Here is a 12,907-nt window from a genome sequence, read left to right as displayed (position 1 = left end):
GATGCACCTTGGCGGCTATTCTAGCTTCGGCGCCGGGTGCTCGGCTTGCTCTTCGACGGCTTTTTTTCGACGCTGACGCCGCCGCCGTCCTGCTCGACCAGGGTATCCATCCAGACCCGCGCCTCGTCCCAGGACATGTCGTGCGAGTCCAGGCGCGCGCCACCCGCGGTGGTGACGGTATAGCCGACCACGTTGGCGGGGCTGTATTCCGGTTCGCGCGTCAACGCCACCAGCTGGTAACGTCCTTTGACTTGAATCGTATGATGATATTCCATCATGCGTACGGCCTCCTCGCCTGATCGTCGGCCTGATGCTAAAGCAAGCCGGGCGCCAGGGCCACCCGCCGCCAGCGCGCGATCGCCCTGCCCTGCGCTGGACGATAGGCAACAAAAAAGCCGGCGGGTGCCGGCCTGTTGTGTTCCACGAGTGCATCGCCTGCATGTCGTGGTGGGCGGTACAGGGTTCGAACCTGTGACCCCTACCATGTCAAGGTAGTGCTCTACCGCTGAGCTAACCGCCCATCGCTGCTGCGGACATACCGCTGCAGGGCGCGAATCTTAGCCCACCTTGCGGCCAAGAACAATAGCCGCGAGGACGAGGCCAGCTGCCGTGCGGCTAGCTGACCAGGCTGGCGTCGCGCAGCTTCTTGATCTGGTCGCGCACCCGCGCCGCGTCCTCGAACTCCAGGTCGCGGGCGTGCTGGTACATCTTCTGTTCCAGCGCCTTGAGCCGGGACGCCACCTCGGCCGGTTCCAGCATCCGGTAGTCGGCCGGCTCCTCCGCCACCCGGCGCCCCTTGCCCTTGCCGGACTTGGCCTCGACCGCGCCGTCGGCGCGCGCGCCCTCCAGGATGTCGACGATCGGCCGCGCCACCGACTTCGGGGTGATGCCGTGCTCGAGGTTGTACTCCACCTGCTTCTCGCGGCGACGTCCGGTCTCGTCGATCGCCGCCTGCATCGAGCGGGTCATCCGGTCCGCGTACAGGATCGCCTTGCCGCGCAGGTTGCGGGCGGCGCGGCCGATGGTCTGGATCAGCGAACCGGTGGAACGCAGGAAGCCTTCCTTGTCCGCATCCAGGATCGCCACCAGCGACACCTCGGGCATGTCCAGGCCCTCGCGCAGCAGGTTGATGCCGACCAGTACGTCGAACTTGCCCAGGCGCAGGTCGCGGATGATCTCCACGCGCTCGACCGTGTCGATGTCCGAGTGCAGGTAGCGCACCTTGACCCCGTGTTCGCCCAGGTACTCAGTGAGGTTCTCGGCCATGCGCTTGGTCAGCGTGGTGACCAGCACGCGATCGCCCAACGCCACGCGCAGCCCGATCTCCGACAGCAGGTCGTCGACCTGGGTGCCGACCGGACGGATCTCCACTTCCGGATCGATCAGTCCGGTCGGTCGCACCACCAGTTCGGTGATCTCGCCGGCCGACTCGCGCAGTTCGTACGGACCGGGCGTGGCCGAGACATAGATGCTGCGCGGCGAACGCGCCTCCCATTCCTCGAAGCGCAGCGGCCGGTTGTCCAGCGCCGATGGCAGGCGGAAGCCGAATTCCACGAGCGTCTCCTTGCGCGAGCGGTCGCCCTTGTACATCGCGCCGATCTGCGGAACGGTGACATGCGATTCGTCGACGACCAGCAGCGCGTCGGCCGGCAGATAGTCGAACAGGGTCGGCGGCGGCTCGCCCGCGGCCTTGCCGGTGAGATGCCGCGAGTAGTTTTCGATGCCGTTGCAGTAGCCGACCTCGGCCATCATCTCCAGGTCGAACTGGGTGCGCTGCGCCAGCCGCTGCGCCTCGACCAGCTTGTTCTGCGCGTACAGCTGCTCCAGCCGCTCCTTCAGCTCGATCTTGATCGTGTCCACGGCGCTGAGCGTGCGCTCGCGGGTGGTGGCGTAGTGGGTCTTCGGATAGACCGTGTAACGCTGCAGCTTGCGCAGGGTCTCGCCGGTCAGCGGATCGAACAGGGTCAGCTGCTCGACGTCGCCGTCGAACAGCTCGATGCGCAGCGCCTCGCTGTCCGACTCGGCAGGAAACACGTCGATGACTTCGCCGCGCACGCGAAACGTGCCGCGGTGCAGCTCGTATTCGTTGCGGGTGTACTGCAGGTCGGTCAGGTGCTTGATCAGCTGGCGCTGCTCGATGTGCTCGCCGATCGACAGGATCAGGCGCAGCGACAGGTAGTCCTCCGGCGCGCCCAGGCCGTAGATCGCCGACACCGTGGCCACCACCAGCGCGTCGCGGCGCGACAGCAGCGTCTTGGTCGCGGCCAGGCGCATCTGCTCGATGTGCTCGTTGATCGAACTGTCCTTCTCGATGAAGGTGTCCGACGACGGCACGTAGGCCTCCGGCTGGTAGTAGTCGTAATAGCTGACGAAGTACTCGACCGCGTTGTTCGGGAAGAACGCCTTGAACTCGCCGTACAGCTGCGCCGCCAGGGTCTTGTTCGGCGCCATCACCAGGGTCGGCTTCTGGATCGCCTCGACCACGTTGGCGATGGTGTAGGTCTTGCCCGAACCGGTCACCCCGAGCAGGGTCTGCTTGGCCAGTCCGGCCTCGAAGCCGGCCACCAGCTTCTCGATCGCCTGCGGCTGGTCGCCGGCGGGCGAGTACGGCGATACGAGTTGGAAACGGTCGGACATGAACGGGCCTCGAGGTGGATTTGGGTGGAGCGAGCCTCGGCTGACGCATCGCCGGGAGGATTCCTTACATGGGAACGGTGAACCCTCTCATTCAAGCCCCCATGTCAAGGGATCGAGACTGACAGCCCTCCCCCATCGAAGGATGGCTTCCATGAGGAAATCCAGTGCTCAAGGCTACACATTGCTGCAGTTGGCAGTCGTGATGGCGATGATCTGCGTACTGACCGCGATCGGCATACCGGCCTTCCAGGACCTCGTCATGCGCCAGCGCCTATCCGTCACCAGCTATCGGCTCAGTTCCCAACTCGCCCTGGCGCGCAGCAGCGCCATCAGCTACGGCGTGCCGGTGAGCGTATGCCCATCCAGTGGCGGCGGGAAATGCCGCGAGGACAATGACTGGAGCCACGGATGGATGGTCTACCGCGACCTGGACCGACAGTCGCAACCGACCGACCCTGGCAGCGTTCTGGGCCTGGAAACCGCACCGGCGGCAGCCTCCATGACCGTCATTTCAAACAGTGGCAGGGGCGCCGTTCGCTTTCTTCCTGATGGCCGCAGCGCGGGCAGCAACCTCAGCATCAGGATCTGCGGGAAGGGACGCCTGCTGGCCGAGGTGGTCGTGAACAACGCCGGCCGGACCCGCTTGGCCAGGTCGGCGGCAAGTCAGGCCTGCCAACCGAAAAGCTGAAAAAAGCGAAGGCCGCGATCGCTCGCGGCCTTTGCAGATTTGGCGCCCGAAGTTGGACTCGAACCAACGACCCCCTGATTAACAGTCAAGTGCTCTAACCGGCTGAGCTATTCGGGCGGGGAGGCGCATTGTATAGAGGCCTCGGGGGCATGGCAAGAGGGTCGCCAAGCGCTCATCTTCCCCGCCAGCACAAGGCCGGCAACCGGATCACCAGCAGTCAGTCTCGAGCGCACCCGTCGAGGTCGTCCGTGCGCCCTTCTGATCCAGCCCAAGAGTGCCGCACTTGGTGTCTTTCGCCAGTTGCCTTCCCTTCGGAGTCGCGGTGAGCTTGAAAGCGCTTGCGCTTGGGGTGCCATCGAACGCGATCGTATAGAACTGTGACAGATCCGCATCGCATGTGGGCGCGGTTGCACCGACGTAGGTCATGTTGGTCGTATAGAAACGCTCCACCAACTGCGCACCCTGCTGCAGGCAGACAGCCGCAGCGGAACGCCGCGACTTCACGACATAGGATTCGTAGCTGGCAAAGGCGATCGCCGCAAGAATGCCCACGATCAGCACCACGATCATGATCTCGATGAGGGTGAAGCCACGCTGCCGCGAGGGAGCACAAAGAAGGGGACGCATCAATCGTTCCTCAGGAGTTCACGCCAGGACACGCGCTTCATGCTGAGCGCGCTGCTATTGGTGCCGATGCCGACGGTGCTGGCATTGTCCAGCCCGATCTGCATCTGATTGCCGATGAAGATGGGGCTGTTGGGACTGCTGTCCAGCCCGATGCCGGAGGCGGGCTTGCCGTTCAGGGTATCACCGGTGCTGGAGCCACCACTGCCATCCAGGTCGAAGAACGACTGCGGCATACGCCCACCCGTGAACGGATTGATCGCCATCACGAAGCCCTTGCCACTTGGGCTGCAGACATCGCCCGAGTCGGGTATGCGCGTGGTACCGATCAAGGCGGTTCCCTGGAAGAAGTTGGATACGACCATGCGTTCTCCCTGGGCAGTTCCCGATGGCGGCACCAAGTCCATATACCACCCATCCAAGCCGGGACTTGGCTGATCTTCGATGACGCGCACGGTGTACCCGTTCACGGTGCCCTGCTGCTCGATATCGACCTTGTTCAAGCTGGAGCGATCCGAAGCTATCGCGCGGCCACGGTCGATCAAGCCATACCAAGTCTGCACGTCCTTGTTGGAAAGGTCGCCATCGGACAGGTATTTGCCGGTACCGAAGAACACCCAGGTCAATCCCGTCGATGGGTCCTTCGCGGCGGTGGGCGCTGCCGTGATCGGCTGGGTCTTGGAACCGTACTGCGCAGTGAACAGGCGGGTGGCCGTGCCGGACGCGCCGGTCATGTCGAAACGCCACAAGTTGCCGTTCAAATCGCCGGCATAGATTCGATCAACGATGTAGTCGTTGTTCGAGGACCAGGCCAGCACGGAAGACAGGCCATTGTCGCCAGTCGCACCGGTCGAGATGTCGCTAGAGACGCCACTCAGGATATTGACCAACACCAGATCGGCAGAGTCTCCACTGCTGTTGGGACCATTGCCGACCATCGCGTACCACTGGCCATTGCCAAGCTGGCCGATGATCGGCTTGCCCAGATTGTTACCGAGCGTAGTGAGGTCTGTGGACGTCTTGTCCCACAGCAAGGAAATGTTGTCCGGATCGGTGACGTCCAGCGCGAACATGCCCTTGCCGCCACGCCCCATTGTCCCGATCAGAATGGAACGCCAGCTCGCTGTCGCAGTATCGTAGATGTCGGAAACGGTGAGCTCTCCATCCACGTAGTAGCGATGCTCATAGTCGGGACTGGTGTAGTTCAGCAGCCCGGTCATCGCCGCCTTCGGCACGAAAGCGAACGTCTCGGCGCCAGAGCTCGCGTTGAAACCGTGCAACATGCCGTCGTTGGCGCCCACGTAGAGCATCGGCGTGCGCGTCGCCTTGGCAGCAGCGAACGACGCGTAGGCGCTGGCACCGGTAAAGGTCGCGGTGGTGTAAAGCCGCGCATTCGGCGAGCCCACATAGACCGGTTGCGAATTGACGATGTCGCCCATCAACCCGGTGCGGGTGCGCAAAGCACCGCCGTTGGCCTTCTCGTTCGTGCGATCACCCCGCAGGTAGTCGATCTGCTGCTGGGTGGCGGAAGACAATGGCGTACTGGTCAGATTGCCATAGGCAAAATTCGAAAGCGTAGTGGCGCCGCTGGCAAACTTGATGGTCCGCGTATTCCATGCCGGAAACTGGCCACTGGCGCTCCATGCCTGGGTAAGCGCACCTGTGGTCTGGTTGACATTGTACGCAATCAGATCGCCGCGCCAGGTGCCGCTGTAGAAGACGGACTGGTAGGTGCGAGCACCAGACTCGAGCTTGGTCGTATTGCTGGCCAACGACGCGGCGGAACCCTTCATTTCGTCCAGGATGCGCTCGAATGCCTTGCGCAGGCTGGCAATCATCTTTTCCGCATCGGCGGCGATGTAGTAGTTGTCCGGCTGCTTATAGGTATTGTTGCCGTTGACATAGGACGTGCCATTCCACCAGGTGCCATCCGCCAAAGCGTCCAAATTGGTATCCGGATCGTAACCCTCGGGCACCTGGAAACCGCCGTATTTGGCCGTCAGCCAATACTGATTGGTACTAGGCGACTTGTAGTCACCGTACTCAACCACGTCCACCCAATGGGTAGAAAGCGTCTGCTTTCCTGGAAATCCGTCGCTTGCGGTATCCGGGCGCATGTCCTTGGTGTGCGCATCGTAGGCGAGCGCCGCGATGTAGGCCGAATTGCCGTCGCCATTGAATTGACTTGCCGAAGCCTTGGTCGCCGCATTCGCCGCATTCTGTCCCTCTTTGCGCCAGATCTGGGTCATCCTGGTGATGACGTTCACGGACTTGTCGCTGCTCACCTCGGCAGGCTGGGTCGGCTCCCCATTCAAATTCGCGGTATTGCCCGGCAGGTTTTTGTCGTTATGCGTATTGGTATCGCCAATACCCAGGATGACATTGACCTGACACCGATACGAGATCGGATCATTCCAGCTGGTAATCACCGGAAAGCCGTCGGCCTGCCTGTATTTACTGAGCGAATCCCCACTAAGGGCGGAATAAGCGGCCACATTACCCTGATGCTTGAAATAGCGAATCGCAGCGTAATAGAGCTCACTTACGTCATCGTACGACTTGACATTCTTGCCCGTATTGAGCTGGCCGAACTTGTTCAGGTAATTGATGACACCACTATTGACGATCGGATAGCCATTTCCAATCACCGCCGTCGTAGCGTCGGCATCGGCAGAGTCGGGATTTTGATACAGGATACCGGTTTGGGGATCCCATTCGCGTGCAGTGTTGGCGAGACGCCCTTGATCTGGATTGTAGCTATAGGGACCAACGAACTTCTGCTTGGCACGCAAAATTCCGGTGTCGACACCATTATTATCGATATTCTTGTACCCGAAGATACTGTAGCGAATGCGGGTCGCATATTGCTGAATCAAGCCCTCTGGCTTGTATCCCCCGTTCGGATAAGCGACGCAGTTGTCTTCCAGGAAGCCGCTGACGCACACCTTAACGCGAACCGACACTTCAAAGGTAAGCGTGGTATCCAGGACGCAGCCTCTGTTGCCCTGAGCAGTACACGCGGTTCCGTTTGGATTGAGGTAACTGCCGTTCAAGGCATGGACGGAAGGATCGTATGCGACCACCGTATCCGTGGTCGCGCCGTAGCTGAATCGCATCTTGTTGCCAAGCCCATCGATGCGCATGTTCAGGTTCTGCCACGTCGCCGACGTGCCGCCGGTGATGAGCGTGGCATTGTTAGTGATCACGCGCCGCGGGAAGTTCTGAGTACTGGCGCGGTCTGCCACCGCCTTCTCCAGAATCGTCTCGGTCGCGGTATCGCGCACGCGATAGCCTCCGGTCAAGGCCGAACGAAACGGATCGATAGTCTGAGTAGCCGCCCAGTTGAGGAAATTGCCCGACCAGGCGCCCTGCGTCCCGGCACAGGAATAATTTGTCGGACTGCTGCCGAGACTGCTGACCGGATAGAAATAGCGATCCGTCTCGGTGGTGCTGTAGTTGTATTTGTAGCACTTCTTAGAATCGAAGTAGCCGACGAACTTGGAGGTCGCCGAATACGTATCGGACAGGTTCGCCTTGCTGATGACGGTAGGAAACTCGACAGAGGGCACGATCGCCAGATTGCCCGGCACCGTACTGCCCACGTACAGCGGAGACTGCGACACGTCGACGTCCGCGCCAGCGCTACCGATCGTCCCGATCAGGAGACCCGCCGCCACGGCGAGGAACGAGTCCTTGCGCGTCGCATTCTTTGCTCGACTGGTCATGGTGAAGGCCCTTACTTGACGGTGACGTTGGTTTGCAGCACGACGATCGCGCGCCCACCTGCCGCGGTGGGGTTGGCGCTACGCGCGATGACGCGGTAATAGTGTTCGAGCGAGGTACCGCCGGTACCGCCGTACTGGTTCTGGTTGATGCTGGAGCCCAGGCCAAGTTGGTCTTCGCTGGTACGCTGCCCCATGTACTGGATGTAGTACTGCGCAGCACTGGACTGGAGCTTCTGGGTAACGGCGGCATCCACCCAGCACTCCTGGGCACCCAGCGCACACCCGTTGACATTGCCGGTATAGGTATTGCTCGGCACCGCAGGACATACCGTCGTACCAGAGGAACAGTTGAACCCCACGGGATTGCCGCTTGCGGCGGCGCCCTGGATGACTTTCTCCGCGTCGCGCAGCGCGCCTTCCGCCGCCTGGAATGCCAGGCTGCGGTCGTACATGTTGGACGACATGCGCTCTTCCAGCAGGGTACTGCGCAGCACCGCCAGACCCAGCAAGGTCATGACCAGCAACAGCATCAATACGATGATGAGGGAGATACCGGATTGCCGATGGATGGGCGAATTCATGCTCACGAATTCCTGTTCCTGATGCTCACGATCGTCGTCACCTCGCGCGACAGCTGCGTATTGTCGCTACTGACGGCATCTGCGGAATTGACCGTCATGACGACCTTGACCGCCACCACGTTGGCCCAGTTCAGGCCTGCAGTGCCGGGTTCATAGGCGCTGGCCCCTGTCAACAGATACTCGAACTGCAGATTCGAGACGCCTTCGGTGATCTCGTTGACGGTGATCGTGCCGCCCGGCCCGACCACGGCCTGGTACAACGACGTGCCGCCGCGCGTGTTGTCGGCCAGATACCAACGTACTGCGCGCAGTTCGGTCAGCAGAGAGTTCATTTCGTAGGTGTAACTATTGGAACCGGCAACGCAGACGCCGGGCAGGCGACCCAACCGATTGCATGCGTTCAAGGAACCGCTTGCGTAGGTCACGCTGGTGCCGGAGACCCCATCGGCCTGCAACACCGCGACCTGCTGTCGGTCGCACAGCAACATCACCGCATTGGCATGCAGATCGGGGGCGGCGGCGTTGAGGGTGAGGGTCTGGGTGCCGGCGTTATGCGCGGTGACGGTGCCGCCGCCGGTGCTGGCGGACAGCACCTGAATCGCATCGGTGCCGCTCTTGGACGTGATGCCAGGCGGACTGCTGTTGTCGAACCCCTGCAGCGGCTGAGCCCAGTCCTTCCACCAGGTCGCAGTAGGGTCGGACAACACGTTGGCCACGGGCAGTCCGGAATCGCAAGGATTGCCGCCGGCCTCGCGGATGTCCCGCGCCATCATCTCGAAGGCGATGCGGGCCGATTCCTGGACACGGCTGAGGCCTTCGGTAGCTGCATAGGTCTTGCGATTGGACAGGAAAATACCGACGGCCGCGCCGACCACCAGCAGGCCGAGCAGCATCGAGATCATCAACTCGACCAGATTGAAGCCGGATTGGCGCGACGGTGACGTGCGAAGGAAGAGGATTCTCACAGCTGCGTCACCGTTTCCAGCTTTTGCGTGGCACTGCCATTGTCGGCGGCGTCTTTTGCACGGCTGTCGTCCCACTGGACGCCGATTGTGCAATTCCCATCGAGACAGGCGATGGAACCGCATGTGGTCTCGGGATCACCACCGACAGCGTCCTTCAGGCCAGCCAGCCACGCGGCCTGGTCATTCTCGATCAGGCTGCCGCCAGTGGGCGCCGTACAGACCATCCCCGAGGTGTTGTAGCCGCCAATCAGCGCGGCGTCACGGTTCGCGCGCATCGCATCCAGGATGGTGTAGGTCTGCATCACGATCTGGCTGCGCTGCATCGCGCTCTGGTTGTTGCGCAAAGCTGTCGTCTGCATTGCGGCGACGCCGAGCATCCCGATCCCGAGTATCAGCACGGAGATCATCACCTCGATGAGGGTGACGCCGGCGATGTTCCTGCCACTGTGGAGCCGTTTCATAGCGCCTCTGCTTTTCAAGGAGCGGTCTGGGCCGAACACTGGCCGCCGTTCGAACTGCGCAAGATGGAAACCCGACTGCCTCCGCTCATCGACACGGCGCGCACGTTGTCGGAGGGACTGGTGACCGGCATGCAGACGACGATCATTTCATCGGTGTTGAGCGATGCACCGTTGCTGTCGCGGGCGATGCCATCCGCACCGAACGTGATCTTGTCGCCCGACGCATCCAGCGCCGGACTCGACACCGACAGGCCGGTGCGCAGCGTTGTGGTCCGTAGCACGGTGCCGTCGCGCGTCACCGTCAGCAGATGGGTCCAGTCGCCGCCGCTGGCGCAGGTGCTGCCGTCGTCGCTGCGGCACAGACTGACTCCGCCATTCAGGCGCACCGCCTCCGAACGGGACGCCTGCAAGGCAGCGACCAGCTCATTGGCGGTGCTGGTCAGTCGGTTGCTGCGGATCAGCATGGTGAAGCTGGGAAACGCCAGCGCCATGATGATCGCCAGCACGGCGACCGTGACCATCAGTTCTACCAGCGTGAACCCGCGCTGCCCCGATCCGGCAAGGCCACGCTGCTCAGGAACGCACATATCGTCTCCCCAAATTTCCCCAAGCGAACGCTAACGGGAGTAGCGCCGCCGCGCCAGCCATCGCCGACGGATGGCAGATATCGGGGACTGAACGGATCGTGCGGACCGACGCCGTTGCCGGCATGATGCGCGTCTGCCCTCCTCCGCCCGCCCTCGATGCCCTCCCCCGCGTACTCGAACGACCAGTTGCAGGTGCTCAAGCAGCCATCCACCCTGATCTGGATCGTGATGGCCGGCGAATGTATCGCCGCCATCCTGGCGCTGACCCCGAGTCAGGGTCCGGGGGGAAACCGCTGGGTCTATTTCGGCCTGGCGTCGCTCGGCATCCAATGGGTGGCATTGCTGACCCTGGCCAGCCTGCTGATGCTGCGACGCGCCCTGGCCGGAAGAGGCATCCTGCTGATCACCGCCGCGACGCTTGGCCTGATGCAATTGCTGACCTGGTTGATCAGCTGGGTGATCCTGTCCGCGTTCGGCGACTACTGGCAGCTATCGACCGCGGCATGGCTGACACTCTCGCTGCAGCTGTCCGGCATCGCATTGCTGATCGGCCTGCTCGGCATGGCTGCGCTGAACAACCATATCCGCATCAAGCAGTTGGTCGAACGCGCCAAGCAGGCGGAAATCGACGCGCTCACCGCGCGCGTGCAACCGCACTTCCTGTTCAATACGCTCAACACCGCGGTGATGCTGGTGCATCGCCAACCGCAGCAAGTCGAACAGTTGCTGATGGATCTATCCGATCTGTTCCGCGCTGCGCTGGCAACGCCCGACCTGGTCAACCTCGACGACGAAATCGACCTGGCAAGGCGCTACCTCGACATCGAAGCCATTCGTTTCGGAACGCGCCTGCGCGTGCACTGGGCGCTACCGTCGCCGCTGCCGCAGGCCAGGGTCCCGCGGCTTTCGCTGCAACCCCTGGTCGAGAACGCTGTGCATCACGGCATCGAATGCTCGCCCGATGGCGGCGAAATCCGCATCGCCATCGGCGAAGCACACAACCAACTGAAGATCGACGTCAGCAATACGCTGCCCCCGGCCGGTTCCACGCCTCATCTGGGTCGTGGCCACCGGGTCGGCTTGTCGGCATTGCGCACCCGCCTGGAAAGCATGCAGGGCGGCGTCCTGAGCACGGGCCTGGAGGACGACGCCTTGTTCGTGGCGACGATCCGGATCGAACTCAGGCCATGACCCGATAACAAGGCCGGTACTCACCGGAAATCTTCATCCGGCGCTGCTCGACGAAGGCCCGCAGCAGTTCGTCCAGGGCCTGCATCATGTCCGCGTCGCCGTGGATCTCGAACGGGCCGTTCTCCTCGATGCGGCGCATGCCGTCTTCCTTGACGTTGCCGGCGACGATGCCGGAGAAGGCACGGCGCAGGTCCGCCGCCAACGCGTGCGGCGGGCGCCCGTGATGCAGGTCGAGCGCGGCCATCGCCTCGTGGCTTGGCACGAACGGACGCTGGTACTCCAGCGGGATGTCCACCGACCAGTTGAAGTAGAACGCGTCCTTCTGGTCCTTGCGGTACAGACGCACCTGCTGGATGCCCTCGGCCATCTTGCGCGCCACCGCGACCGGGTCGCCGACGATGATCTGGTAGCGGGAGGTGGCCGCCTCGCCCAGGGTCAGGCGCAGGAACCGGTCGATCTGCTCGAAGTACGGCGCGGCGATGGTCGGGCCGGTCAGGATCAGCGGGAACGGCAGGCCGCGGTTCTCCTCGCGCAGCAGGATGCCGAGCAGGTACAGGATCTCCTCGGCGGTGCCGACGCCGCCGGGGAACACGATGATGCCGTGGCCGATGCGGACGAAGGCCTCCAGGCGCTTCTCGATGTCCGGCATGATCACCAGATGGTTGACGATCGGGTTCGGCGACTCGGCGGCGATGATGCCGGGCTCGGTGATGCCGATGTAGCGGTTGTCGCGCTTGCGCTGCTTGGCATGGGCGATGGTGGCGCCCTTCATCGGCCCCTTCATTGCGCCCGGGCCGCAGCCGGTGCAGATGTCCAGCCCGCGCAGGCCCAGCTCGTAGCCGACCTGCTTGGTATACAGGTACTCGTCGCGCGAAATCGAATGGCCGCCCCAGCACACGACCAGGTTCGGATCGGCCGGCTGCAGGATGCGCGCATTGCGCAACTGCCCGAACACGGCGCTGGTGATGCCCTCGCTGGACTCCAGATCGGCCGCGGAGTCCGGGCCGAGTTCGATGGCCATATAGGCCAGGTCGCGGATCACGGCGAACAGCAGTTCGGCCACGCCGTTGATGATTTCCCCGTCCACGAAGGCCATCGCCGGCGCGTTGAGCAGGTCGATGCGCACGCCGCGGTCGCGCTGGGCGACCTGGATGTCGAAGTCGGGATACAGGTCGCGCGCGGCGCGCGGGTCGTCGGAGGCGCTGCCGCTGGTCAGCACGGCCAGCGCGCAGCGCCGCAGCAGTTCGTGCAGGCCGCCGCTGGAGGCGTCGCGCAAGCGCGCGACTTCGGCGCGCGAGAGGATGTCCAGGCCGCCGCGCGGGTAGATCCGCGCGTCCACTACCGGCAGCGCCCGCGCCGCCGTGTTGCTCGTCGTCATATCGGAATTCTTGTCGTTGTCGTCAGCGGCGACTTTAGCGTCAGCCCCCGCAAAAGAAAACGGCCGGGTT

11 protein-coding genes and 2 tRNA genes are annotated in these 12,907 nt (G+C 62.9%); 2 read left to right on the top strand and 11 right to left on the bottom strand.

Annotation, left to right across the window (positions count from 1 at the left end; genetic code table 11):
- Nucleotides 1-20: 20 nt before the first annotated feature.
- The 3 genes from AB8810_RS09500 to uvrB form a co-directional block, all read right to left on the bottom strand.
- Entirely contained in the window at nt 21-278 is a 258-nt protein-coding gene (locus tag AB8810_RS09500) for a hypothetical protein (RefSeq protein ID WP_179565416.1), read from the bottom strand.
- Nucleotides 279-445: 167 nt separating this feature from the next.
- A tRNA-Val gene (locus AB8810_RS09495) sits at nt 446-520 on the bottom strand.
- A 95-nt stretch (nt 521-615) separates the two neighbouring features.
- Entirely contained in the window at nt 616-2,637 is a 2,022-nt protein-coding gene (uvrB, locus tag AB8810_RS09490; protein ID WP_179565418.1) for an excinuclease ABC subunit UvrB, read from the bottom strand.
- A 151-nt stretch (nt 2,638-2,788) separates the two neighbouring features.
- On the opposite strand from uvrB, the gene AB8810_RS09485 reads away from it, so the two are divergent.
- Nucleotides 2,789-3,325, top strand: coding sequence for a Tfp pilus assembly protein FimT/FimU (locus AB8810_RS09485; RefSeq protein ID WP_206228753.1), 537 nt, complete (start codon nt 2,789-2,791; stop codon nt 3,323-3,325).
- A 40-nt stretch (nt 3,326-3,365) separates the two neighbouring features.
- Here the strand turns inward: AB8810_RS09485 and AB8810_RS09480 are convergent.
- From AB8810_RS09480 to AB8810_RS09450, 7 genes are all read right to left on the bottom strand, one after another.
- Nucleotides 3,366-3,442 (bottom strand) — tRNA-Asn (locus tag AB8810_RS09480).
- A gap of 90 nt (nt 3,443-3,532) precedes the next feature.
- Entirely contained in the window at nt 3,533-3,952 is a 420-nt protein-coding gene (locus AB8810_RS09475; RefSeq protein WP_206228752.1) for a type IV pilin protein, read from the bottom strand.
- Nucleotides 3,952-7,674 (bottom strand): pilus assembly protein, encoded by a 3,723-nt coding sequence (locus AB8810_RS09470; protein WP_206259630.1) that lies wholly within the window; start codon nt 7,672-7,674, stop codon nt 3,952-3,954. Before AB8810_RS09470 ends, AB8810_RS09475 begins: the two co-directional genes overlap by 1 nt.
- Before the next feature lie 11 nt (nt 7,675-7,685).
- Complete coding sequence (locus tag AB8810_RS09465) at nt 7,686-8,255, bottom strand: PilX N-terminal domain-containing pilus assembly protein (RefSeq protein WP_206228750.1); 570 nt, start codon at nt 8,253-8,255, stop codon at nt 7,686-7,688.
- 2 nt (nt 8,256-8,257) lie between these two features.
- On the bottom strand, nt 8,258-9,220 hold the full coding sequence (locus AB8810_RS09460) for a PilW family protein (protein WP_369916354.1): 963 nt from the start codon (nt 9,218-9,220) through the stop codon (nt 8,258-8,260).
- On the bottom strand, nt 9,217-9,681 hold the full coding sequence (pilV, locus tag AB8810_RS09455) for a type IV pilus modification protein PilV (protein ID WP_206228749.1): 465 nt from the start codon (nt 9,679-9,681) through the stop codon (nt 9,217-9,219). Before pilV ends, AB8810_RS09460 begins: the two co-directional genes overlap by 4 nt.
- A 14-nt stretch (nt 9,682-9,695) precedes the next feature.
- Nucleotides 9,696-10,202: a GspH/FimT family pseudopilin gene (locus tag AB8810_RS09450; RefSeq protein ID WP_241094194.1), complete on the bottom strand. Its 507-nt coding sequence runs from the start codon at nt 10,200-10,202 to the stop codon at nt 9,696-9,698.
- 222 nt (nt 10,203-10,424) lie between these two features.
- Here AB8810_RS09450 and AB8810_RS09445 point away from each other — a divergent pair, with 222 nt between their 5' ends.
- A complete protein-coding gene (locus AB8810_RS09445; RefSeq protein WP_206228747.1) occupies nt 10,425-11,459 on the top strand; it encodes a histidine kinase in 1,035 nt (344 codons plus the stop codon).
- On the opposite strand, the gene ppnN is transcribed toward AB8810_RS09445, so the two are convergent.
- Nucleotides 11,449-12,837 carry a nucleotide 5'-monophosphate nucleosidase PpnN gene (gene ppnN / locus AB8810_RS09440; RefSeq protein WP_369916353.1) on the bottom strand — a complete coding sequence of 463 codons (1,389 nt, stop codon included), beginning with the start codon at nt 12,835-12,837 and terminating at the stop codon, nt 11,449-11,451. The two genes, AB8810_RS09445 and ppnN, sit on opposite strands and share 11 nt — an antisense overlap.
- Between the last annotated feature and the right edge of the window lie 70 nt (nt 12,838-12,907).

It is taken from the genome of Xanthomonas sp. NCPPB 3005, from assembly GCF_041228095.2.
In the GTDB taxonomy this organism is placed as follows: Bacteria; Pseudomonadota; Gammaproteobacteria; order Xanthomonadales; family Xanthomonadaceae; genus Xanthomonas_A; species Xanthomonas_A bonasiae.
This window is presented reverse-complemented; position numbering and strand designations above follow the sequence as displayed.

Bases quoted from the DNA above. Each gene is read 5' to 3' on its own strand.
- AB8810_RS09445 (WP_206228747.1), top strand. From the start codon at position 10,425: ATGCCCTCCCCCGCGTACTCGAACGACCAGTTGCAGGTGCTCAAGCAG.
- pilV (WP_206228749.1), bottom strand. From the start codon at position 9,681: ATGAAACGGCTCCACAGTGGCAGGAACATCGCCGGCGTCACCCTCATC.
- AB8810_RS09450 (WP_241094194.1), bottom strand. From the start codon at position 10,202: ATGGTCACGGTCGCCGTGCTGGCGATCATCATGGCGCTGGCGTTTCCC.
- AB8810_RS09485 (WP_206228753.1), top strand. From the start codon at position 2,789: ATGAGGAAATCCAGTGCTCAAGGCTACACATTGCTGCAGTTGGCAGTC.
- AB8810_RS09500 (WP_179565416.1), bottom strand. From the start codon at position 278: ATGATGGAATATCATCATACGATTCAAGTCAAAGGACGTTACCAGCTG.
- AB8810_RS09470 (WP_206259630.1), bottom strand. From the start codon at position 7,674: ATGACCAGTCGAGCAAAGAATGCGACGCGCAAGGACTCGTTCCTCGCC.
- ppnN (WP_369916353.1), bottom strand. From the start codon at position 12,837: ATGACGACGAGCAACACGGCGGCGCGGGCGCTGCCGGTAGTGGACGCG.
- AB8810_RS09475 (WP_206228752.1), bottom strand. From the start codon at position 3,952: ATGCGTCCCCTTCTTTGTGCTCCCTCGCGGCAGCGTGGCTTCACCCTC.
- AB8810_RS09465 (WP_206228750.1), bottom strand. From the start codon at position 8,255: ATGAATTCGCCCATCCATCGGCAATCCGGTATCTCCCTCATCATCGTA.
- uvrB (WP_179565418.1), bottom strand. From the start codon at position 2,637: ATGTCCGACCGTTTCCAACTCGTATCGCCGTACTCGCCCGCCGGCGAC.